Source organism: Ruegeria arenilitoris (genome assembly GCF_013031355.1).
Lineage (GTDB): Bacteria > Pseudomonadota > Alphaproteobacteria > Rhodobacterales > Rhodobacteraceae > Ruegeria > Ruegeria arenilitoris_C.
This window is the reverse complement of record NZ_WPZO01000001.1, coordinates 604,837-625,996: the sequence shown is the minus strand read 5'-3', so window position 1 is coordinate 625,996 and position 21,160 is coordinate 604,837. Positions and strand designations below refer to the sequence as shown.

Annotated in this window: 21 protein-coding genes and 1 tRNA gene; 14 read left to right on the top strand and 8 right to left on the bottom strand. The window is 59.9% G+C overall.

Features of this window, described 5'->3' with window-relative positions; all coding sequences use genetic code 11:
• Window positions 1-381 precede the first annotated feature (381 nt).
• A complete protein-coding gene (locus GOX63_RS03090) occupies window positions 382-627 on the top strand; it encodes a hypothetical protein (protein ID WP_170325035.1) in 246 nt (81 codons plus the stop codon).
• A gap of 52 nt (window positions 628-679) precedes the next feature.
• Here GOX63_RS03090 and GOX63_RS03085 read toward each other — a convergent pair whose 3' ends face one another.
• Window positions 680-2,221: a trimethylamine methyltransferase family protein gene (locus GOX63_RS03085; RefSeq protein WP_170325034.1), complete on the bottom strand. Its 1,542-nt coding sequence runs from the start codon at window positions 2,219-2,221 to the stop codon at window positions 680-682.
• Between the two features lie 416 nt (window positions 2,222-2,637).
• Here GOX63_RS03085 and GOX63_RS03080 point away from each other — a divergent pair, with 416 nt between their 5' ends.
• A complete protein-coding gene (locus GOX63_RS03080) occupies window positions 2,638-3,156 on the top strand; it encodes an outer membrane protein (RefSeq protein WP_170325033.1) in 519 nt (172 codons plus the stop codon).
• 6 nt (window positions 3,157-3,162) lie between these two features.
• Here GOX63_RS03080 and GOX63_RS03075 read toward each other — a convergent pair whose 3' ends face one another.
• Window positions 3,163-4,353, bottom strand: coding sequence for a pyridoxal phosphate-dependent aminotransferase (locus tag GOX63_RS03075; RefSeq protein WP_170325032.1), 1,191 nt, complete (start codon window positions 4,351-4,353; stop codon window positions 3,163-3,165).
• 264 nt (window positions 4,354-4,617) lie between these two features.
• Between GOX63_RS03075 and cysS the strand changes: the two genes are divergently transcribed.
• From cysS to GOX63_RS03060, 3 genes are read left to right on the top strand one after another with little or no spacing between them, the layout of a single operon-like run.
• A complete protein-coding gene (gene cysS, locus GOX63_RS03070; RefSeq protein ID WP_170325031.1) occupies window positions 4,618-6,063 on the top strand; it encodes a cysteine--tRNA ligase in 1,446 nt (481 codons plus the stop codon).
• Entirely contained in the window at window positions 6,063-7,697 is a 1,635-nt protein-coding gene (cimA, locus tag GOX63_RS03065; RefSeq protein ID WP_170325030.1) for a citramalate synthase, read from the top strand. Before cysS ends, cimA begins: the two co-directional genes overlap by 1 nt.
• Window positions 7,698-7,699: 2 nt before the next feature.
• On the top strand, window positions 7,700-8,476 hold the full coding sequence (locus GOX63_RS03060; protein WP_170325527.1) for a squalene/phytoene synthase family protein: 777 nt from the start codon (window positions 7,700-7,702) through the stop codon (window positions 8,474-8,476).
• A 3-nt stretch (window positions 8,477-8,479) separates the two neighbouring features.
• On the opposite strand, the gene GOX63_RS03055 is transcribed toward GOX63_RS03060, so the two are convergent.
• Window positions 8,480-9,706 (bottom strand): MFS transporter, encoded by a 1,227-nt coding sequence (locus GOX63_RS03055; RefSeq protein WP_170325029.1) that lies wholly within the window; start codon window positions 9,704-9,706, stop codon window positions 8,480-8,482.
• Between the two features lie 96 nt (window positions 9,707-9,802).
• Here GOX63_RS03055 and GOX63_RS03050 point away from each other — a divergent pair, with 96 nt between their 5' ends.
• From GOX63_RS03050 to GOX63_RS03035, 4 genes are read left to right on the top strand one after another with little or no spacing between them, the layout of a single operon-like run.
• Window positions 9,803-10,435, top strand: a complete 633-nt coding sequence (locus GOX63_RS03050) for a DNA-3-methyladenine glycosylase family protein (protein WP_170325028.1) — start codon at window positions 9,803-9,805, stop codon at window positions 10,433-10,435.
• Window positions 10,432-11,097 carry an alpha/beta hydrolase gene (locus GOX63_RS03045; RefSeq protein ID WP_170325027.1) on the top strand — a complete coding sequence of 222 codons (666 nt, stop codon included), beginning with the start codon at window positions 10,432-10,434 and terminating at the stop codon, window positions 11,095-11,097. The genes GOX63_RS03050 and GOX63_RS03045 overlap by 4 nt, the downstream gene beginning before the upstream one ends.
• Window positions 11,098-11,099: 2 nt before the next feature.
• The gene (locus tag GOX63_RS03040) at window positions 11,100-11,603 is read left to right on the top strand and encodes a GNAT family N-acetyltransferase (protein ID WP_170325026.1); all 504 of its coding nucleotides are present in this window, start codon (window positions 11,100-11,102) and stop codon (window positions 11,601-11,603) included.
• Complete coding sequence (locus GOX63_RS03035; RefSeq protein ID WP_170325025.1) at window positions 11,597-11,899, top strand: putative quinol monooxygenase; 303 nt, start codon at window positions 11,597-11,599, stop codon at window positions 11,897-11,899. Before GOX63_RS03040 ends, GOX63_RS03035 begins: the two co-directional genes overlap by 7 nt.
• 4 nt (window positions 11,900-11,903) lie before the next feature.
• On the opposite strand, the gene GOX63_RS03030 is transcribed toward GOX63_RS03035, so the two are convergent.
• Together GOX63_RS03030 and GOX63_RS03025 are read right to left on the bottom strand one after the other, a co-directional pair.
• Entirely contained in the window at window positions 11,904-12,329 is a 426-nt protein-coding gene (locus GOX63_RS03030; RefSeq protein WP_170325024.1) for a VOC family protein, read from the bottom strand.
• A gap of 31 nt (window positions 12,330-12,360) precedes the next feature.
• A complete protein-coding gene (locus GOX63_RS03025; protein ID WP_170325023.1) occupies window positions 12,361-12,966 on the bottom strand; it encodes a pseudouridine synthase in 606 nt (201 codons plus the stop codon).
• Window positions 12,967-13,178: 212 nt separating this feature from the next.
• Here GOX63_RS03025 and GOX63_RS03020 point away from each other — a divergent pair, with 212 nt between their 5' ends.
• Entirely contained in the window at window positions 13,179-13,766 is a 588-nt protein-coding gene (locus tag GOX63_RS03020; protein WP_170325022.1) for an HNH endonuclease, read from the top strand.
• Here the strand turns inward: GOX63_RS03020 and GOX63_RS03015 are convergent.
• On the bottom strand, window positions 13,763-14,230 hold the full coding sequence (locus GOX63_RS03015; RefSeq protein WP_170325021.1) for a disulfide bond formation protein B: 468 nt from the start codon (window positions 14,228-14,230) through the stop codon (window positions 13,763-13,765). The genes GOX63_RS03020 and GOX63_RS03015 overlap by 4 nt on opposite strands.
• Window positions 14,227-14,805: a YqaA family protein gene (locus GOX63_RS03010; RefSeq protein ID WP_170325020.1), complete on the bottom strand. Its 579-nt coding sequence runs from the start codon at window positions 14,803-14,805 to the stop codon at window positions 14,227-14,229. The genes GOX63_RS03015 and GOX63_RS03010 overlap by 4 nt, the downstream gene beginning before the upstream one ends.
• Window positions 14,806-14,950: 145 nt before the next feature.
• Between GOX63_RS03010 and GOX63_RS03005 the strand changes: the two genes are divergently transcribed.
• Window positions 14,951-15,036, top strand: a tRNA-Leu gene (locus GOX63_RS03005).
• Between the two features lie 120 nt (window positions 15,037-15,156).
• On the opposite strand, the gene GOX63_RS03000 is transcribed toward GOX63_RS03005, so the two are convergent.
• On the bottom strand, window positions 15,157-16,650 hold the full coding sequence (locus tag GOX63_RS03000; RefSeq protein WP_170544734.1) for a BCCT family transporter: 1,494 nt from the start codon (window positions 16,648-16,650) through the stop codon (window positions 15,157-15,159).
• Window positions 16,651-17,051: 401 nt separating this feature from the next.
• On the opposite strand from GOX63_RS03000, the gene GOX63_RS02995 reads away from it, so the two are divergent.
• The 3 genes from GOX63_RS02995 (at window position 17,052) to GOX63_RS02985 (ending at window position 21,160) form a co-directional block, all read left to right on the top strand.
• A complete protein-coding gene (locus GOX63_RS02995) occupies window positions 17,052-18,020 on the top strand; it encodes a TAXI family TRAP transporter solute-binding subunit (protein WP_170325018.1) in 969 nt (322 codons plus the stop codon).
• A 102-nt stretch (window positions 18,021-18,122) separates the two neighbouring features.
• On the top strand, window positions 18,123-20,732 hold the full coding sequence (locus tag GOX63_RS02990; RefSeq protein ID WP_170325017.1) for a TRAP transporter permease: 2,610 nt from the start codon (window positions 18,123-18,125) through the stop codon (window positions 20,730-20,732).
• The gene (locus tag GOX63_RS02985) at window positions 20,729-21,160 is read left to right on the top strand and encodes a universal stress protein (protein ID WP_170325016.1); all 432 of its coding nucleotides are present in this window, start codon (window positions 20,729-20,731) and stop codon (window positions 21,158-21,160) included. Before GOX63_RS02990 ends, GOX63_RS02985 begins: the two co-directional genes overlap by 4 nt.

Sequence of the window (21,160 nt, the reverse complement as noted above, 5' to 3'; positions counted from 1 at the left end):
TCTTTCCCACTCTTTCACGGGGCGGGTGCGCTCGTCCCATGCGCAGTCCAGGCCGCAGGCAAAAAAACACCGGGCGGTCAACGAAATGAGCCTGGAAGGCGAAACTGACAGGGGGCTTCGGCCCCCTTTCTTTTTTCAATGGCTTCACCGGGAATTTGAGCAGAGCTTTGCCGGATTGTGCATGTCACGTCGGGCAAGACCCGCCGAATCGAGGTTTCTGAGTTTTTTCCGGCGGTTGACCGCAGACGCGACTCTGCCAAACACGCGGAGATTGGCGCGAAATCGGAAACAATTCTGTATGGAGGTGACACAGTATCCCGTTGCGGTGTTTCTGATGTTGTCCGGACGAAAGACACAAAAACTCAATCAGGAGTCATCACAATGAAACCGCAAATTCTGACCGCTATCTCTGTCCTTGCCCTTGGACTGCCGACTCTGGCTGTCGCACAAGCTTCAGCTGACGCCAACGGCGATGGTGTGCTGACGATCGAAGAAGTGCAGGCCGTTCTGCCCGATGTTGACGCAGACGGTTTCGCGGCAATGGATGCAAACGGTGACGGCGCGCTGGATGAGGCCGAGATTGCGGTGGCGCAGGAAGCCGGGTTGCTACCGGCGACTGACGGCTAACCCCGAATAAGAAAGCGGCCAGATAAAATCTGGCCGCTTTTACAGAATGGTTTCAGGCAAGGTGAATGTTGAACTTGCCGCGAATCTCGGCGTCCAGCAGTGGATCGAACCGGGCCGGTGACGGGGACGACAGAATCTCTTCCTTCCGCTTTGTCGCTTTCTCGATCAGATCGGGTTTGCCAAGTTCTGCCCATTCCTTGGGCGAGGTCCGGTCACCGAAGGTCGGGTAAACATAGTCCGCCTGCATCCGGCTGAGCGTTGCGTCGGTGCCCAGATAGTGGCCCGGTCCGCCCATGCAGACCTCGGCGATCTGGTCCAGTGCCAGCGTTTCATCGGTCACTTCGATTCCCCGCACACAGCGCTGCGCCTGACCGATCAGGTCGTCGCTGAGGATGAGGCTTTCCAGACAGAAGCCCAGCAACGAGGCGTGCATACCTGCCGCTTCGTACACCATGTTCACACCCGACAGCCCGGCCATGACGTTCGAGCACATCTGCTCCCACCCGGCCTGCATGTCGGGCATTTTCGAGTCGGACGCGCCAGCGGCGGCCCCGCCTGGCAGGTCGTAGAACCGGTGCATCTGAGCGCAGCCTGCGGTCAGCAGAGCCTGTTCGCCGGACCCGATCGACATGGCGCCTGTGCGTAGGTCCAGACCAAAGGGCCAAGTGCCAAAAATCGCCGGAGCACCGGGACTTACGGCATTTACATAAACCAATCCGGCCAGACATTCCGCCGTGGCCTGAGTGATCGCACCGGCGATTGTCGAAGGCGCGGTCGCGCCCGCCATCCCGGCCGACAGCAACAGAACCGGCATCCCGGCCTTGATGCACAGTTCCATAACTTCGCAGCTTTCGGTCGCGAATTTCATCGGCGGCACGACAAAACAGTTCGAGTTCGAGATGAACGGACGCTCACGGAATTTATCTTCACCGCCGGCGATCGTGTAGATCATCTCCATCGCCGGGGCGACGTGATGCGGTTCGGTGAAGGATGTACCGATATGTTTGAACGTGCCCGAACACGCGGCGTAGATCGTGTTCAGATCCATCTCCAAGTTGTCGGGAATGTCGCGGCAGACCATTGGACGCTGAACAAAGTGAATATTTTCAAGCTGTTCGCAGATGCGGGATGCGTCATGCAGGTCTTGAACCGTTGAATCCCGGTATTCATTCCCGTGAACGTCAACCACGCTGACGGCCGCGCCTGCGGTGCCGTAGTGAACCTTGGCGCCGGACAGGTCCAGATCGGTTTTGCCATTCCGGCTGTACAACGTGACCGAGCGGTTTGCCTTGGCAAGCGTGTCTTCAACCAGGGCACGGGGGAAGCGGATTCGGCCATCGTCGCCCAGGGTACAACCCGCACCGACCAGGTAATCGATACCGCTTTGCGGCGCGTCGGCCAGACCGATGGTCTCCAACGCGGTCAGCGCGGCCTCGTGAATGCGTTCGATCTGAGCCTGGGTCAGAACATTGAGAACGCCACCCTCCATACCGGGGCGGATGGGGCGGAGGTGTTCGGGTAGTGCAGTGGCACGGGCAGCGCGACGCGCGGCGCGACCGCCGCTGCGGGAAGAGGTGCGGGTTTGATCGTTCATGGGTCAGAATCCAATAGAAAAGGCGTCAGGAGTGGGGTGTTTTCACGCGTTTGTTGGCCGCCCCCGCGCCGCGCGACCACGATCCGCACCGATGGTGCGGCTGATCAGCCGAATTTTCCAAACGTCGTTTTGCATCTGTCCTCGCGTTTCGAAGATCAGTATTCCGATGTGCACAGCTGCTTTCTGTCCTGTTTGCGACCTGAGAGTTCAAAAGCGAAGCTGTGATACATGTGTCACGGCAATTATTCAGTTCCGGAAGAATTTTTTCCGCTATGGCAGAAATCTGTTATAGTTCCTTCACTTATTTAAGAGTGGTTCGTGAACTCAATTGAATATTAACGATCACGGGCCAAGTTTCTGAGTGACGTTGACCTGAAAGACCAAAGTTCTGGCGAAAGGTTCTTTAGGAGAGTTTTATGAAAGCCCTTAAGGCCCTCAGTCTGCTAATGGTGGCGAGCATCGCAGCCCCTGCAATGGCTGAGGATTGGACCGGGGCTTATGCCGGATTCAGCTTTGGATATGCCGACGCCGACGGTCCGAACGGGTCGAGCGGCGATGATACGGTCTTTGGCCCTCATATTGGCTATGATCGGGATTTCGGAAATTTCGTTCTGGGTGGAGAATTGGAATACAATCGCCTGTCGCTGGATCTGAGCGATGGGGAAGGCAGCCTTGACAGCATGACCCGCCTGAAGCTGCGTGGCGGCTATGATTTTGGCGGTGCGCTCGGCTATGTGGTGGTTGGTGCGGCCCGGTTGGATGCCTCGGTCGATAACGATACGGCCGCCGTTTACGGAATTGGTGTGGCTTATCCGATCAACGACCGCCTTGTGATCAGCGGCGAGGCGTTGCGGCAGAACTTTGACGACGTCACCCGAACGGATGGCGGGTTGGATTCGAACGTGTTCAACCTGCGTACGTCTTTCCGATTCTGACGCCTATCAGCCGACGGTGGCGTGACGTTCCGCCAATTCAGATGCAAATGCACAAATCGTGGACAGGGCGCTTGCGAATCTCTCGTCGTCAATTGTCATCGCTACGCGGATATGGCCTGCGGCTGCAGATCCGAAGCTCTCACCCGGCATTACCGCGATTGCGTGCTTATCCAGAAGTGCATTGGCGAACCCGTCACCGGTGAGGCCGGTGGCGCGGATATCCAGCATCAGGTACATCGCCCCCTGTGCCGGAACCAGCCCGACGGTGTTCTGCGCCTCGAGAATACCAACGGCCAGCGCGCGGCGTCGACGGAAGGGCTCGGCGATCTGCTCTTCCAAATCATTGCCAGCATTCAGAGCGAAACTGGCGGCGTCCTGAATAAATCCGGGTACGCCGTAGGTGGTGTGTGTGGCGAGGTTGATCAGATGCGAGATCACCGCTTCGGGGCCGACGATCCAACCGCAGCGCGATCCGGTCATCGCGTGGGATTTCGACATCGAGCCGACAACAAGCGTGCGCTCGGGCATGCCCGGCAGGGTGCGCGGCGAGATATGTTCTCCCTCCCACACCTGCGTGTCGTAAACCTCGTCCGAAATCAGCCAAAGGTCACGCTTGCGGCACACCTCGGCGATCGCTTCGAGGGTCTGGCGGGAATACACAACACCGGTGGGGTTGTTCGGCGTGTTCACCAGCAAGGATACCGCGCCGTCGGCGGCGGCCTCAATCTGCTCGGCGCGGGGCTGAAACGCGTCTTCGGCGGTGGTCTGGATCGAACGCGCCACGGCTCCGGCGCCGCGGATCGTGCCGGGGTAGGTGGCGTAATACGGGTCGAGATACAGTCCCACATCACCAGGATCACACACCGCGACATGGGCCGCAAACAAGGCCGATTGTCCGCCAGGCGTAATCAATACGTTGTTGCGCGTGGTGGGCACTCCGGTATGTGCCTGCAACCGGGCGGCCACGGTGTCTCGCAGCAGATCGGTACCGGGGACCATCGCATAGCCGGTGTGGCCTTGCCGGGCGGACAGGTCCATCGCCTCAAGAATCGACGCATCGGTGCGGATGTCATGTTCGCCGATCGTCAGTTCGGTCACCGCGTAACCGTCGCTGATCATCCGGCGGGCCCGATAGAACACATCCCAGCCGTCACTGCCGCCTTCGGTCAGATGAGTGATACGCTGCGACAATTTCATGGCACGCCTCCGTCTGGTGTCTTGCGCTGACAGGGCCAGAGGCGTTCGGGAATGTCAATCGGCGACGCACAGGGTGGCACTCGGGGCTTGGCGCATGGCGGTCTGCGTGCTACTGGGACAGTATGAACCGGATGACCTGCATCATTATCTGCTGCATTACCTGCTGATTTATCAAGCGGGCCGGTTTCTTTCGTTTTCATCCCTGAGACAAGTTGCTAAGCCCGCGCCAACGCGAGAAGCCACGCTGTCTTTAGGAGCCGACCGATGACGACGATCAAACTGCACAACACACGGACGCGGACGAAAGAGGATTTCGTTCCGATCAGCGCCGACAATGTGCGGATGTATGTCTGCGGACCGACCGTCTATGATCGCGCCCATCTGGGCAATGCGCGGCCCGTAGTGGTGTTCGATGTACTTTATCGCTTGCTGCGGCAAACCTACGGCGCGGATCACGTGACTTATGTGCGAAACTTCACCGACGTCGATGACAAGATCAACGCAACCGCCTTAGCGCGGCAGCAGGCCGGTGCCGCGGGCACGTTGGAACAGTTGGTGCAGGAGCGGTCCGACGAGACCATCGGCTGGTATCTGCATGACATGGGGGCGTTGGGGGCGTTGGAACCCAACGAGATGCCGCGTGCCACGCAATACATTGACCAGATGATCGCGATGATCGAAGACCTGATTGCTAAGGGTCATGCTTACGCGGCCGAAGGACATGTTCTGTTCGCCGTGGACAGCTGGAAAGAGCAATACGGTGCTTTGTCAGGTCGGTCCATCGATGACATGATTGCAGGGGCACGGGTTGAGGTCGCGCCCTACAAGAAAAATCCGATGGATTTTGTGCTGTGGAAACCGTCGACCGATGAGTTGCCGGGGTGGGACTCCCCTTGGGGCCGAGGGCGTCCGGGCTGGCACATCGAATGCTCGGCCATGAGTTACGAACTGTTGGGCGAAAGCTTTGACATCCATGGCGGGGGAAATGACCTGATGTTCCCACACCATGAGAATGAGATCGCGCAAAGCAAGTGCGCCCATCCGCATGGCGAGTTTGCAAAGGTCTGGCTGCACAATGAGATGTTGCAGGTTGAAGGTAAGAAGATGTCCAAATCTCTGGGCAATTTCTTCACCGTCCATGACCTGCTGGAACAGGGTGTTCCGGGCGAGGTGATCCGCTTTGTCTTTTTGCAGACCCATTATCGCAAGCCGATGGACTGGACCGAGAAGAAGGCGCGTGAGGCCGAGGCGACCTTGCGCAAGTGGCGGGCGCTGACTGCGGGCATCGAGCCCGCCGCCAGCGCGGCGCCCGCAGTTACCGCTGCGCTGAGTGACGACCTGAACACGGCGGGCGCTTTGGCGGAACTGCACCGCTTGGAGAGGCAAATAAACCGTCAAGAATCCGCATCAAATGATCCGGTCGATTTGCACAAAGGATTGCTGGCAAACTTTTTGGCGTCTGCACAATTGCTGGGTTTGTTGGAACCGGAAATGGGCGCGTGGGCGGATACGGATTCGGTAGACTTGTCCGCGCATGCGGACCGACTGGCGGACGCGCGGGCCGTTGCGATGCAAAGCAAGGACTTCTCGGAAGTGGATCGCCTGAAAGCCGCTTATGTGGCCGCCGGTCTGGAGGTTCGCATGAGCAAGGACGGCGTGGAACTGGTGCCCGGTGCCGGGTTTGATGCTGCCAAGCTGGAGGAAGTGTGATGTCAAAGGAACGCCTTTACCTCTACGACACGACCCTGCGCGACGGGCAGCAGACGCAGGGCGTCCAGTTTTCGACCGCCGAAAAAGTTCAAATCGCGCAGGCTCTGGACGAGTTGGGCGTGGACTATATTGAAGGCGGCTGGCCCGGGGCGAACCCGACGGACAGCGCGTTTTTCGACGTTGCGCCCAAGACGTCCGCCCGTCTGACCGCGTTTGGCATGACCAAGCGGTCGGGTCGGTCGGCCGAGAATGACGATGTTCTGGCCGCCGTGATGAATGCGGGGACGCAGGCGGTGTGTCTGGTCGGCAAATCGCACGATTACCACGTCACCCATGCGCTGGGGATTACGCTGGAAGAGAATGTCGAGAATGTCCGGGCCTCGGTAGCGCACATCGTGGCGCAGGGGCGTGAGGCGTTGTTTGATGCCGAGCATTTCTTTGACGGTTACAAGGACAACCCGGGCTATTCGGTTGAGGTGTGTCGAGCCGCTCTGGACGCTGGCGCACGCTGGGTTGTGCTGTGTGACACCAATGGCGGCGCGCTGCCGGCTGAGGTTTCGCGCATTGTGTCCGAGGTGATTGCTGCGGGGCTGCCCGGGGATCGGTTGGGTATTCACACCCATAACGATACCGAGAACGCGGTGGCCTGTTCTCTGGCAGCCGTGGACGCCGGGGCGCGGCAAATCCAGGGCACGTTGAACGGGTTGGGCGAGCGTTGCGGCAATGCCAATCTGACGGCGCTGATCCCGACGTTGCTGTTGAAGGAACCCTATGCGTCGGGCTTTGAAACAGGTGTCACTTTGCAGGCCTTGGGTGGTCTGACGCGCATCAGCCGGATGCTGGACGATATCCTGAACCGGGTGCCCAGCAAGCAATCGGCTTATGTTGGTGCTTCGGCCTTTGCGCATAAGGCGGGGCTGCACGCCAGCGCGATCCTTAAGGACCCGTCGACGTATGAACATGTCGAGCCGGGCGCGGTCGGGAATGCGCGGATCATTCCGATGTCGAACCAGGCGGGGCAGTCGAACCTGCGCAAACGCCTGACCGAGGCTGGTCTGGTCGTCGAAAAGGGCGACCCGGCATTGGGGCGCATTCTGGACCGGATCAAGCAGCGTGAGGCCGAGGGGTATTCCTATGACACCGCTCAGGCCAGCTTTGAACTGTTGGCGCGCGATGAACTGGAGCAATTGCCCGAGTTCTTCGAGGTCAAGCGCTACAAGGTCACCGTTGAGCGACGCAAGAACAAGTACAACAAGATGGTCAGCCTGTCCGAAGCCGTGGTTGTCGTGAAAGTCGACGGGGAAAAGAAGCTCTCGGTCAGTGAGTCCATGGATGAAAACGGCAGCGACCGGGGGCCGGTGAACGCGCTGGCCAAGGCGCTTTCGAAGGATCTGGGGCAGTACTCACAGATTTTGGCCGATATGAAGCTGGTCGACTTCAAGGTGCGTATCACTCAGGGCGGGACCGAGGCGGTAACCCGCGTGATCATCGACAGCGAAGACGGGCAGGGGCGGCGGTGGTCTACCGTGGGCGTCAGTGCGAACATAGTCGACGCCTCGTTCGAGGCGCTGCTGGATGCGATCCAGTGGAAACTGGTGCGCGATTGCGGGTCGCAGACGGCGGTGGCCGAGTGACCGTGGACTTCGACGACAACGTTAAGGCCTGCGCGGAACTGGTGCATCGCGCCGATCCCGACCGGTTCATGGCGGTGATGGCGGCGCCCGTTGCCGCACGGCCGCTGTTGTTTCCGCTTTATGCGTTGAATGTCGAGGTCGCGCGCGCACCTTGGGTTACTCAGGAAGCGATGATCGCCGAGATGCGGCTGCAATGGTGGCGCGATGCGTTGCAGGAGATTGCCGAGGGTAAGCCCGTGCGCAGGCACGAGGTTGTGACGCCTCTGGCGCAGGTTCTGTCGCCACATCTGGCCGCCATGTTGGATGAATATGTGGCCATAAGGCGCTGGGATATCTACCGAGATCCGTTCGAGGATGAGGCGCATTTCGACGCCTATATCAATCACTCCGCTGGCTCTCTGATGGTTGCGTCGGCGCAGGTATTAGGTGCGGCGGATGAGGACGCTCTGCGCGACTTCGGCTATGGCGTCGGCGTGGCGAACTGGTTGCGGGCCATTCCCGATCTTGAAGCGCGGGGCCGTATCCCTTTGCTGGACGGCACGCCCGATGGGGTTCAGGTCCTAGCGCAGAAGGCGCTGGACCGGCTTCGGCAGGCGCGTTCCAAAGCGTCCGGTGTTTCGACTGAAGCCCGACCTGCGCTGTACGCCGGGTGGCAGGCGGAATGGGTTCTGCGGCAGGCCGTGGCACGCCCGGATCGTGTGGCCTCCGGGGATTTGGCACAGGGTGAAATTCGCCGCAGGCTGTCGCTTATGTGGACCGTGGCCAGCGGGCGCTGGTAGGCCCTATACCGTTTCCGCCTCGGACGGTTTCAGCACCAGCCACAGCAGCGCGCCGCCCGCCAGTGTCAGCAGCGGGATCATGGCAAGGTTCACTGCCGTCCAGCCCTCGACCGCCGAGCCGCCCGAGCAGTTCATCAGCCCGCCCGATGCCAGCGACGCAAGCGTCACGCCACCAAACACCAGCAGATCGTTCAAGCCCTGCATCCGCCCGCGTTCGCTTACGTCATGTGAGGAGGCCAGCATTGTGGTCGCGCCGATGAAACCAAAGTTCCAGCCGACCCCCAGCAGGATCAGGGCGACGAAGAAATTGCCCAACTCGACGCCCTGTAGGGCAACCACGCCCGCGCCAGCCAGAATGGCAAGGCCGAGGGCGACGATTTTCTCGACCCCAAAACGCGCGATGAGTTGGCCGGTGAAAAAGCTGGGTACATACATTGCCAGCACGTGGCTGGTGACCACGTCGGCCGCGTCATTTGCGCTGAACCCGCAGCCCACAACCGCTAGCGGGGTCGAGGTCATCACAAGGTTCATCAGTGCGTAGGACACCATTGCGCAGATGATGGCCACGGCAATGCGCGGGGTCTTCAGCATCTCTAGCCGGGACCGCCCTTGAGGCGCGTCAGCCTTAGGCTTCTCGGGCGTGGGAATGTCGAGGAAAAAGAACAGCGCCGAACCAAAAACATTCAACGCGATCACCGCCATGTAGGTGCCAAGAAATGGGATTACATAAGCGGTCGAGGTCAGCTTGACGATCTGCGGCCCGATGATGGCCGCGGCCAGACCGCCTGCCATAACGTAAGAGATCGCCTTCGGGCGGAACGCATCCGATGCAGTATCCGCGGCGGCGAACCGATAGAAACCGTGAGCGCTCATGTAAATGCCGGTCAGAAGGCTGCCCAGCAGGAAGATCGGGAACGAGCCAAGATACAGCCCATATGCACCTACGAAACCGCCGCAGGCACCTGCGGTGGCACCAACCAGAAAACCGGCACGCCGCCCGCAGCGTTGCATGATCGCCGAAACGGGCGTGGCTGCTAACATCGAGCCCAGAACGATCAGAGAAATGGGCAGGGTGGCCAGACAGGGATTGGTTGCCAGAGACTGACCTGCAAGCCCGCCAACGATGAAGATCATCGGCATCTGCGACCCCAGAATGGCCTGCGCTGCCACCAAAACGGCGACGTTGCGTTTGGCCTGGCTGTTGTCCGGGGTGGTGGCGGTCAGTGTCATGCGCCTATGGGTATCCGCGAAAACTCGGCCGCACAAGCGGGTTGCATATGCGGCAAAGCAGCCTAACGTGCACGTGATCATCAGCCCGGAGCGCGCATGTCCGTAGGACGTATCATCGAAACCAACAAATGTGTGTCGGAAGGGGCCGCGTGGCTGGCCGAAACGTGTCCGCGCATGGCTTATGCGATGGACCAAACCGGGCCATTGCCCTTGCGTCGCCGTCCGGATGGATTTGCGCAGCTGCTAAGTGCGATTGTCAGCCAGCAAGTCAGCGTGGCCTCGGCCAATGCGATCTGGAAACGGCTGCAGGACGCCAAGCTTACCGGACCGCGCAAGATCATGTGGGCTACCGATGACGATCTGCGCGCCGTGGGGCTGAGCCGCCAGAAAATCCGATACGCCCGCGCGCTGGCCGAAGCACGTATTGATTACAGGGCATTGCGCGATGCTCCTAACGCGGATGTCGTTGCGACATTGACCGAGGTTCCGGGTATCGGCGTCTGGACCGCTGAGATCTACGCCATGTTCTCACTGGGTCGCGCCGACGTGATCGCACCGGGCGATCTGGCGCTGCAAGAGGCCGCTCGGATTCTCTATGACTTGCCCAAGCGCCCCACCGATAAGGAACTGCGACAGATGGCCGAGGCCTGGTCACCTTGGCGGTCGGTTGCGGCACGTGTGTTGTGGGCCTATTACCGGGTGGCCAAAGAACGAGAAGGGATCAGATGACACGGGTTTTGAATGCGCTCCGAAAAGAGCCGGTTTCGGGCGACACACGCTCGGTCGTGGTGTTCGTGCACGGCTATGGGGCCAATGGTGCCGATTTGCTGGGTCTGGCTGATCCGCTGGGTGAACACCTGCCGGATACGCTGTTCGTGGCCCCCGACGCGCCCGAGCAGATCCCCGGAATGCCAAACGGCTATCAATGGTTCCCGATCCCGTGGATCGACGGCTCGTCCGAAGAGGAATCGCGGCGCGGCATGGAAATGGCCGCCGATGATTTCAACGCATTCCTCGACGCGCTGATGGTGGACGAAGACGTGCTGCCCGAGCAGGTTGTGCTGTTCGGATTCTCGCAGGGCACGATGATGAGCTTGCATGTCGCCCCACGGCGCGAGGATCCGGTAGCCGGGATCGTGGCCTTCTCGGGCCGCTTGCTGGAACCCGATCTGCTGCCTGATGAAACCGTCAGCCGGATGCCGATCTTGCTGGTGCACGGGGATTCCGACGATGTTGTGCCGCCGCAATCGCTGCCCGAGGCGGCCGAAGCCCTGCAAGCGGCGGATTTCAAAGAAATCTACGCCCATGTGATGAAGGGCACCGGCCACGGTATTGCACCTGACGGCCTGAGCGTCGCGCTGGCCTTCATGCGCGACAAGCTGAGCCTGTAGCCATGATTGCGGTCCGCCCCATGATGCCCGAGGATGTCAGCGCGGCCTGCCGCCTCCTCAATGATATCATCGAGATCGGAGGCTCGACCGCGTTTGAAATCCCGTTTTCCGAGGCCCTGTTTGCGCAAAGTTATCTGGGCGGGGCGGACAGAATTTGCTGCCACGTCGCCCTGGACGAACAGGGCGACGTGGCGGGGTTCCAATGGCTGGGGGCGCATGACGCGCTGCCCGAAGATTGCGCCGACATCGCAACCTTCACCCGTCGCGCTCCGGTTCTGAAAGGGGCCGGGCGAGCGCTGTTCGCGGAGACCGCCAAATACGCCGCCGGGGTCGGGCTGAACGCAATCAGCGCTACCATTCGCGCCGATAACGGAATGGGGCTGAGCTATTACGACAAGATGGGGTTCCGCGACTACTCGGTCGCCTATGGCGTTCCGCTGCGGGATGGGCGACCGGTCGACAGAATCACCAAACGGTTAGACCTGAGAAAGGACGCCCTATGCTGATCGTGACGGGAACAGTTGAAGTTTCGCCCGAAGGCGTTGAAAAAGCAGCCAAAGCGGCGCAGGCAATGGTGGCGGAAACGGTGAAGGAACCCGGCTGTCTGGTTTACGAGTTCAGCCGGATTCTGGGGCAGCCCACACGGTTTCGCGTCTATGAGGAATGGCAGGACCAGGCCTCGTTAGAGGCTCATTTTTCGGCGCCGCACATGGCGGCGTTTCAGGCTGTTTTGGCCGAGGTCGGCGTCGTCTCAAGCGATATCTACCGCGTTGTTGGTGGGGAAAAGCAACCTCTGCGGTGACGCGTCAATCCCACAGATGACCCTCGGCAAACTCGACGGAATTGCCGGACGGGTCGCGCACATAAAGTGAGCGTGCACCACCGGGCCAGTCGAACTCGGCATCCACCGGAACGTTCCAGTCCAGCAGATGCTTGCGCATCACATCGATCTCGTCGCGCGTCAGGATCAGGCAGACATGGCCGGGGCCGCGCGCGCCATGGGGTGGGACCGGAAGGTCAGGGTTTCCGGGCGGTCTCTCGGTTTCATCCGCGTTGAACAGCAACAAGACCGAGCTGCCGACACGGAAGAACACGTGCCGGTCCGCCACGCGTTGAATTTTCTTCAACGCCAGGATTTCGCCATAGAACCGCTCTGCCGCGTCCAGGTCATCGACGTAGAGCGCGGCCTCGAGAACTCCGGCGGGCGCGGGTATGTCCGGTGTGACTTTCATTCCGTAAGTGTATCACAACACGCGGTTTTTGTCACCGGCGTGGGCGGCGATCCCGTTTTCGCTGTGGGGCGGAGTTCAGCGCCGGTGCGGGCAGGCTGTCCCATTGGCCGGGCTCCAGCCCCTCAAGCGACCAGTCGCCGATCCGGGCACGGATCAGGCGCAGTGTCGGGTGGCCCACAGCTGCCGTCATCCGCCGCACCTGACGGTTGCGACCTTCGCGCAGTGTCAGTTCGATCCAGCAATCGGGCACTGTCTGGCGCTCCCGGATCGGAGGTGTGCGTGGCCACAACCCCTCAGGTTCATCCATCAATCGCGCCTTGGCCGGGCGCGTCTTGCCGTCTTTCAACTCAACCCCGTCTCGCAGGGTTTTCAGCGCGGCTGCATCCGGCAGGCCTTCAACCTGTACCCAATAGGTTTTGGGCATTTTATGCTTGGGATCAGAAATCTGTGCCTGCAGACGCCCGTTGTCGGTCAGCAGCATCAGCCCCTCGCTGTCGCGGTCCAGCCGACCGGCCGGATAGACGCCGGGCAGGTCGATGTAGTCCGACAAAGTGCTGCGCGGTGACTCCGCATTGGCGCGGTCGGTAAACTGCGGCAGCACGTCGAATGGTTTGTTGAATCGAATGAACCAGCTCATGTCCTCCGCCATAGCCCGCAGGCCACATTGGTGCAACCTGTGGATAACTGTCACGCAAATGTTACGGATTCGCCTTACCCAATACCCGAGATATTGTGGAAACTCAGGGCTTGTCAGAGTTTTAACACGATATATAGTTAAGTTAAGGCCGGGGCGGGTGTTCCCCGCTCTGATGTCAAAACGGGCAGAGCAGAGCGAGGAGCGATTCTGATATGGATGGAGACTTCAGAACCGAATTTGTCAGGGAACCCGGTGCGCTCAAGCATCATCCGGCATTGGTTTTGAACGCCGATTATCGCCCCTTGTCCTATTACCCGCTTTCCCTGTGGCCGTGGCAAGAAGCGATAAAGGCAGCCTGGCTGGACAGGGTGGACATTGTGGCCGAGTACGACGAGGTCGTCCGAAGCCCGAGTACCGAGATACGAATACCGTCGGTCGTTGTCCTTAAAGATTATGTAAAACCCAGAAAGCGCGTGGCCTTCACGCGCTTTAATTTATTCTTGAGGGACGAATTCCGCTGTCAGTACTGCGGCAGCAAGGGAGATCTGACCTTTGACCACGTGGTACCGCGGGCCGCTGGGGGTGTGACCAGCTGGCAGAACGTGGTCGCGGCGTGTAGCCCCTGCAACCTGAGAAAGGGGTCGAAATCGCTGAGGCAGGCGGGGATGACCTTGCGAAAACCGCCGCGTCAGCCGGATGCCGAGGCTCTGAGGAATATCGGGCGCAAATTCCCGCCGAACCACCTGCATGACAGCTGGATCGACTTTCTCTATTGGGATGCGGAACTGGACGAGTTCTAACGGCCTGCCCGCCACGCGGCGATCCAGACCAGTACCAGGACGCCCGACAGGATAGCGTTCCACCCAGCCATCGAAATGCCCATCATCTGCCAAGGGATGTCATCGCAGCGCACCAGCGGGGCGGACATGATCTGATCCATCAACTCTTGCGTCGACAAGCCACCGATATCGCCGGAGGTACAGCTTGTTGGGCCTTCCCACCATTTTTGCTCGACCCCGGCGTGAAATACGCCGATGGCGGCGGTCGTCAGTGCGGCAAGCGCGCCCAGCAGGGGCAGCAGGTTTACACGCGGCAGGGCCAGCGCGACGGCACCGATCAGAATGGCCGTGCCGTGCGGATACCGCTGCCAGATGCACATCTTGCAGGGCGCGAGCCCACCGAGATGCTGAAAGCCCCACGCCCCAAGCAGCAGCGCCAACGAACCGCAGCTCGCGATCAGGACCAGAAGGTTTTTGCGTGTCATAGGTATCTCACCACAAGGAACCCGCCGAACAGAAGCACGACGAACAAGGTGAACATAAGACCTAGGCGCTTCTCAATGAAGGCCCGGATCGGTTCTCCGAAGCCCCAGAGCAGCCCGGCGACTACGAAAAAGCGCAGCGCGCGGGCAAGAATCGAGGTGGCGATGAAGGTGCCCAGCGGCATCCCGGTCCAGCCCGACATGATAGTGATGACCTTGTAGGGGAAGGGCGTGACACCGGCGCCCAGAACGGCCCAGAAGCCGAAATCGTTGAAGCGGGTGTTGAACTCTTCCATGGCGTGCGCCTTGCCCATGGATTCCAGAATCGGCTGGCCGATGCTTTCGTAGAAGAACGCCCCGATGGCATAGCCCAACAAGCCCCCCAGGACCGAGGCAACCAGAGCGACCGTTGCAATCAGCCATGCGCGCGAGGGGCGGGCCAGGATCATCGGAATCATCAGCACATCGGGCGGGATCGGAAAGAACGAGCTTTCGACAAAGGCGACAACGGCCAGCGCCCACAGGGCGTGCGGATGTTCGGCCAGACGAATGGTCCAGTCATAAAGCGAGCGCAACATATGGTGCTAAAATCCTGTGCTTACGATGCGCAAGCCAAACCACGCGCCCGGTGAGGCGTCAACCACTGTGGTGAAAACAAAGTGGATTTGGGTTGGTTTTTGCCTCTGGACCTTCCCGGACTTGGGCGCTAATCCAGTGTTCGTGGCCCAAGTGGCGGAATGGTAGACGCAGGGGATTCAAAATCCCCCGATGGTAACATCGTGAGAGTTCGAGTCTCTCCTTGGGCACCACCTCCGTAAAAGACATCTAGACGCGATATGTTTACCGATCGCGCCGCAGGCTCAGCCAGATCAGAAACCCGATATAGGCAAAAACGCTGAGGTTCAGCAGGGTGTCGATCAAGGCGCTGCTCATGTCCGTTCCTCTCGCGCCAGGCTTTTGAACAGGCAGACCACGAGGACCGGCACGATAAACACAAAGGCCATGGCCGACAGTGCGATGATTGACCGGACCAGAGAAATATCCCCCACCAGTATCATCGCCAGCCCCAACGCCCCCAGAATCAACCCCCAGACCGTCCGGACGCCGGGGGACGGATTGTCGTCTCCGCCCGTTCCGATCATTGCCAGAGTGAACCCGGCGCTGACGACGCTGGTCACGACGAACAGAAACGCAGCCAGGATTGTTGCAGTCTGCGTCAGGCCGCCGAGAGGGAATTTGGCGAGCAGGGCGAATGTTGTCGCGTCCAGATTCTCGGCATTGACGGCGGACAGGGCACCGTCCTGACGCAGTGCATCGTAAAACCCGAGACCACCAAAGATGCCGAACCACAGAATCGAGAACAGGGTCGGGGCGACGATGACGCCGATCAGGAACTCTCGGATGGTGCGCCCGCGGGATATGCGTGCGATGAAGATGCCCACAAATGGGGACCATGCCAGCCACCAGATCATGTAGTTCAGGGTCCAGCCGTGAAACCAGTCGACGATGGTGTCGTCAAAGAACTCTGCTGTCGAGAACCCCGCAGGCAGGACTTTGAACACGTAGCGCCCGAACCCGGCAACGATATCGTTCATCAGAAATGAAGTCGGACCGAGGACCAGCAGGTAAACCATCATCCCTACGGCAATCAGCATGGCGGCATTGGAAAGCAGGGACATCCCCTCACCAAGGTCCCGCCGCAAGGGGATGATGAACGCGACACAGAGCGCGGCAAAAACAGGGAGTGTCAGCATTCCGGGTGTTTCGATGCCGATCAGACCCGCCAATCCGGTCTGTATCTGAAATACGCCCATCGCCATCGAGCCGGCCAGACCCACGGCAATCGCAACAATCGACAGCAGATCGAACATCCACCCCATCGCCTTGATCCAGCGCGCCTCGCCCAACGCTTCGGTCAGCGGGGCGCTCAGCAGTAGCGTGCGGTGTCGACGATAGGCGAAATAGGCGATGACCAGCCCGACAATCGCGTAGATCGCCCAGGCGTGGAAGCCCCAGTTCAGATAGGTCACGAACAGGGCATAACTGGCGGCCTCCGGGTCGGGGTTGTACTGACGCAGAACTTCGAAATGGGTCAGTGGTTCCGCCGCGCCATAGAACAGCAGCCCGACACCCATTCCGGCCGCGAACAGCATGGCGATCCAGGCCGGGGTCGAGAATTCGGGCTCGGCACCGTCCGGACCAAGGCGAATGTCGCCTAACCGCGACAGGGCCAGATACAGCGCCACAAAAAGCAGGCCGCTGACCTCGAGCATGATGAACCAGCCGCGGCTGTTGAACTGTGTTGCCACCGCGTCTGAAGCAAGACGCCCTAATCCTTGCGGATCGGCGATACCCCAGGCCGCAATCGCTGCGCTGATGACAAGGGCGATGATAAGCAAAGGGCTGGGCGAGGGGCGTTTCATCCGGGGTCCTTTTTCCTGTGTCGGAACAAATTCCTTTATTGCCGTGCGGTTACAGAGATGTACCAAGACTGAACGAAGACTAGAGGCACGGTTCGCGACATTCAAAAGAATAATACCCGTCGTTGGTTACGCCTGTGGGGCGACTTTTCACGCCTTCAAGCCAGTTAATGGGGGGAAACTTTGGAAAAACCCTTCAGATATGCAGCTTGGGGCGGTTGGACCGCGCGCGGGGGTTGACAAGTTGCGTGTCTGAATGAAACGTCGAAGATGTTGGGAGATTTTGGAATTTCAGGCGCTTGCACCGGTTGCAACGGGCTTGCGCTTGCCTTAGTCGGCGAAGTCCCTGGAGGGGGGCCGCCGGGCGGTTTCCCATCCACCATAAGAATTGGGAGTTCTCAAAAATGAAAAACAGCAGCAAGCTCAGCCTCGGCGCGGTGGTTACCGCGGCCCTTATGGCTCCTGCCGCATATGCAGAAGAATTCATCACCATCGGCACCGGCGGTGTGACCGGTGTATATTACCCGACCGGTGGCGCGATCTGCCGCCTGGTCAACAAGGGCCGTAAAGAGCACGGCGTTCGCTGCTCGGTCGAGTCGACCGGCGGTTCGGTCTATAACATCAACACCATCCGCGAAGGCGAGCTGGAGTTCGGTGTGGCGCAGTCCGACTGGCAGTACCACGCGTATAACGGAACCTCGAAATTCGAAGAGGCCGGCCCGTTCGAAAACCTGCGCGCCGTATTCTCGGTGCACCCCGAGCCGTTCACTGTGGTTGCTCGTGCCGATTCCGGCATCAGCAGCTTTGAGGACCTCAAAGGCAAGCGCGTGAACATCGGTAACCCGGGTTCCGGTCAGCGCGGCACCATGGACGTTGTGCTGGAAGCAATGGGCTGGACCATCGACGACTTTGAGCTGGCGTCCGAGCTGAAAGCAGCTGAACAGTCGGCTGCGCTGTGCGACAACCAGATCGACGCAATGATCTACACTGTGGGTCACCCGTCGGGTTCCATCCAGGAAGCCACCACCGCGTGCGACTCGGTTCTGGTGAATGTGACTGGTGACGCGATTAACGGCCTGATCGACGGCAACTCGTACTACCGTACCGCGACCATTCCGGGCGGCATGTATCGTGGGTCCGACGGCGACACCACCACCTTCGGTGTGGGCGCGACCTTTGTGACTTCGGCGGACGTGTCGGAAGACGCGGTTTATGCGGTTGTCAGCTCGGTCTTCGAAAACTTCGACGACTTCAAAAAGCTGCACCCGGCATTTGCCAACCTGAAACCGGAAGAAATGATCGCAGACGGCCTGTCGGCACCGCTGCATCCGGGTGCCGAGAAGTACTACAAAGAAAAAGGCTGGATTCAGTAAGCCAGACCTGATGCAGGGTGCCTAAGGGCACCCTGCCACCCAAGCCCGGTTCGAACGGGCGGTGATAAGGCCAAAATGGCCGCATGACGGGGAGACATCTTTATGAGTTCCGACACACAATCCAACCGACCGCTATCCGAAGAAGAGCTGCAGGAGCTTGTAGCCTCATCCGATGCGGGCGGGCGCAACCCGGTCGGTAATGTCGGGATTTTCTTGGCCGTTGTGGCGGCGCTCTGGTCAGTGTTTCAGGTGCTTCTGGCCTCGCCGATTTCAAACGTTGTGCTGCCGGGCAGCGTTGTGAACAACTCGCGCCAGATCCATCTGGCCTTTGCGATGTTCCTGGCCTTTGCAGCCTATCCGGCGCTGCGCTCCAGCCCGCGGGATTACATCCCCGTACAGGACTGGGTCATGGGAGCGCTTGGCGCGTTTGTGGCGCTTTACGGGTATTTCTTCTACGACAAGATCGTGAATGCGGGCGGTCTGGCGGACGACACCGACAAATGGGTCGCGCTGGGTGGTTTGCTGTTGTTGTTTGAGGCCGCGCGTCGCGCGCTTGGCCCGGCGATGGCGATCATCGCGACGATCTTCCTGGCTTATGTCTTCTTCGGTTCCTCGGAATGGGTGCCCGAGGTTATCCGCTGGAAAGGCGCAAGCCTGAAAAAGGCCATGAGCCATATGTGGATCACGTCCGAGGGCGTGTTTGGCATCGCCTTGGGGGTCTCGACGAAATTCGTGTTCCTGTTCGTTCTGTTCGGTGCATTGCTGGATAAGGCCGGGGCAGGGAATTACTTCATCAAGATGGCCTTTGGTGCCTTGGGTCACCTGCGCGGTGGTCCGGCCAAGGCGGCCGTTGTGGGTTCGGCGGCGACCGGTCTGATCTCGGGTTCTTCGATTGCCAACGTGGTGACCACCGGGACCTTCACCATTCCTTTGATGAAGCGCGTCGGCTTCAGCAGTGAGCAGGCCGGTTCGGTCGAGGTCGCTTCATCGGTGAACGGTCAGATCATGCCGCCGGTCATGGGCGCTGCGGCCTTCCTGATGGTCGAATATGTGGGCATCTCCTATGTCGAGGTGATCACCCACGCCTTCCTGCCAGCAGCGATTTCCTACATCGCGTTGGTCTATATTGTGCACCTCGAAGCCGTGAAGCGGAACATGCCGACGCTCGGCAATCGCGAGGTTCATCTGGCGCGCACCGTGGTCGGGATGCTGTCCTTCTTCCTTGTGTTCGCTGGTCTTTGCTATGGATCTCAGTTCCCGGTCGAGGCGGTCACCAGCTGGGCTCCGTCCTCTGCTGGCCTGATCCTGAGCCTGATCGTTTGTGCGGTCTACGTGGTGCTGCTGTATCTGGCTGCGCAAGTGCCAGATCTGGAGCCCGACGATCCAAACGCCAAAGAGGTCGAGCTGCCGGTTATCGCAGAGATCTACAAGGCCGGTCTGCACTACCTGCTGCCGATCATCGTTCTGGTCTACTTCCTGATGATCGAACAGAAATCGCCGGGTCTGTCGGCCTTTTGGGCGACGGCGCTGCTGTTCGTGATCCTGCTGACGCAAAAGCCGCTCAAGGCGCTGTTCCGCGGTCAAAGCAACCTGAAGGACAACTTCATCGACGGTGTTGCCGACCTGTGGCAGGGCCTGATCGATGGCGCGCGCAACATGATCGGGATCGCCCTGGCCACGGCCACGGCGGGTGTGATCGTGGGCACCGTAACCCTGACCGGGGTCGGGCAGGTGATGGCCGATCTGGTCGAGTTCCTGTCGGGTGGCAACCTGATCCTGATGCTGGTGATGGTTGGCTTGCTCAGCCTGATCCTCGGCATGGGGCTGCCGACCACGGCGAACTATATCGTCGTCAGCTCGCTGATGGCTGGTGTGGTTGTCGAACTTGGAGCGCAGAGCGGACTTATCGTGCCGTTGATTGCCGTGCACCTGTTCGTCTTCTACTTCGGGATCATGGCAGATGTGACGCCACCGGTGGGCCTGGCCAGTTTCGCCGCTGCCGCTGTATCGGGCGGCGATGCGATCAAGACCGGCTTCACGGCGTTCTTCTACAGCCTTCGCACAGTTGCTCTGCCGTTTGTGTTCATCTTCAACACTGACCTGCTGCTGATTGATGTCACCTGGGTTGAGGGTATTACTGTTGCTATATTCGCAACAATAGCGATCCTTGTCTTCACTGCAGGAACAATGGGGTATTTCCTGACCCATAGCCGTATCTACGAAAGCATCGCGTTGATCGCTGTTGCTTTCGCCTTGTTCCGGCCCGACTATTTCATGGACCGCATCGCGCCGCCTTATGCCTCGGTTGAGCCAGCGGCGTTTGTGGAAACCATCGGACAGACACCACCGGGGTCCGAAGTGCGTCTGGTCGTCAGCGGCCCGGATTTCGACACGCTCGAAATGACGGACACCACGGTTGTTGTCACCGTCGGCAACGAAGAGGGCGGTGAAGCCCGCGTCGATGCGATGGGCCTTCTGCTGATGGAAGAAGACGGGTTGATCAAGCTTGAGGAGCCGATGTTCGGCACGCCCGTCGCGGATGAGCTGGACATGTTCGATTATTACGGGGATGAGGCGGTTCGCCTGACCTCGGTCAGCCTGCCGTCCAGCCAGCCTCCGAAGCAACTAATGTATATCCCCGCGCTGATCCTGCTGGGTCTGATCGCATTCCTGCAACGTGGCCGTGCCGCCAGACAAGAGGTGCCCGCATGACAAACTCTGTTCTATGCGCCGTCGACATCAGTAACGGTGACCTTGACGTGAATGTACTGAAAACTGCGGCGGCCTTGGCCGATCAGGACAGCGCGCAACTGGATGTGGTGACCGTTCTGCCCGATTTCGGCGAAAGCTGGGTGTCCGGGTTTTTCCAACCCGATTTCCACGAAAAAGCATTGGAAGAGGCGCAGGCCAAATTGTCCGAGCTTTGCATTTCAACCCTTGGGGCGGAGCGGAACGAAAAGATCCGCCATGTCGTCGCCACCGGTACCGCTTATCAAGAGATCCTGAAAACTGCCGAAAGCGCCGGCAGTGATCTGATCGTGATCGGCGCGCACAAACCCGATCTCAAAGACTATCTGTTGGGGCCGAACGCCGCGCGAGTTGTACGACACTCGACCGTTTCGGTCTACGTCGTGCGCTAA